General features: G+C 63.8%; 2 pseudogenes. Both read left to right on the top strand.

Annotated elements, in window-relative coordinates:
* Nucleotides 1–354: pseudogene (locus tag EN781_RS33095) on the top strand (HD domain-containing protein); the annotation flags it as partial.
* Nucleotides 355–643: 289 nt separating this feature from the next.
* A pseudogene (locus tag EN781_RS33090) lies at nt 644–1,053 on the top strand (hypothetical protein); the annotation flags it as partial.

Below are 1,053 nucleotides of genomic sequence, written 5' to 3'. Positions count from 1 at the left end.
GACAAGCACCATGACGAGGCGGGCGGCGAGGTGCTGGCGCCGTTCTTCCCGCCGGTCATCGTCGAATGCGTCCGGCTGCATGTCTCGGCCAAGCGCTATCTCTGCGCCACCGACCCGACCTATTTCGGCAAGCTCTCGCCGGCCTCTGTCCATACACTGTCGCTGCAGGGCGGGCCGATGAGCGCCGAGGAGGTGGCCGAGTTCCGCAGGAACCCGTTCCATGAGGAGGCGGTGCGCGTCCGCATCTGGGACGAGGGCGGCAAGGTCGCCAACATGAAGACGCGCGCCTTTCGCGACTACGCGCCGCTGCTGGAGCGGGTGGTGAGGAAGTTCGCGGCCGAAAAGGCAGCATGATGCCTGGCGACAGATGTCATGCAATCGCGACCCATTTCAGAGAGACACACCGACAATAGTGGTTGCCTGAAAGACTAGAGATGCTTCCAGGCAACACTCTGTCACCGATCATAAGTCTTGAAAGAATGCCTCTTGCGTCAAATCTGCCGCGAGCCTAGAGAAGCCGCCCATTCTTAATCCGTCTTCCCGAAAGGAGACCTGTCAATGTCCCGGCGATCCAGATCGACACATTCCGTGCCGACGCTGGAATTGCGTGCGGCTGACAGGGGGCCAATCAGGAAGAACGGCCATGGCCAAGTCCATGATCCAGCGCCGGCAGGATGCCGCGCGCGAGCGTATTGAAGCATATGAAGCGACGCTGAGGCGGGTTTGCCTCGTCCCGCGTGCCGCTCCGGATTTCGAGCGGGCGCTCGACGAAGCACGCCGGGGCTTTGCCAACATGGCCATCCGCGACGGCGCCTTGTGGCGCCCGAAGCTGAAGACGCGCGACCCTGCGCGGCTGCGCCTCGCGGCGGTGCGCCATCTTTATGCGCGCTATCCGGTCTCGGCGGCGCTGGAGGCCATCTGGCTGGATAGCTCGGGGCTAAACGCCGACGAGGTCGCGCTTCGCAAGGCTTGGTACGTCGCGGCCGCGCGTGGCGACTCGCTCTACAAGGCGGGCGCCAATGCCTGGCTGTCGCGCAAGGAAGTGCATTGCTT

Source organism: Mesorhizobium sp. M4A.F.Ca.ET.090.04.2.1 (genome assembly GCF_003999085.1).
GTDB lineage: Bacteria > Pseudomonadota > Alphaproteobacteria > Rhizobiales > Rhizobiaceae > Mesorhizobium.
Note: the sequence above shows the minus strand (reverse complement) of the source record. Positions and strands in the feature narration are given on the sequence as shown.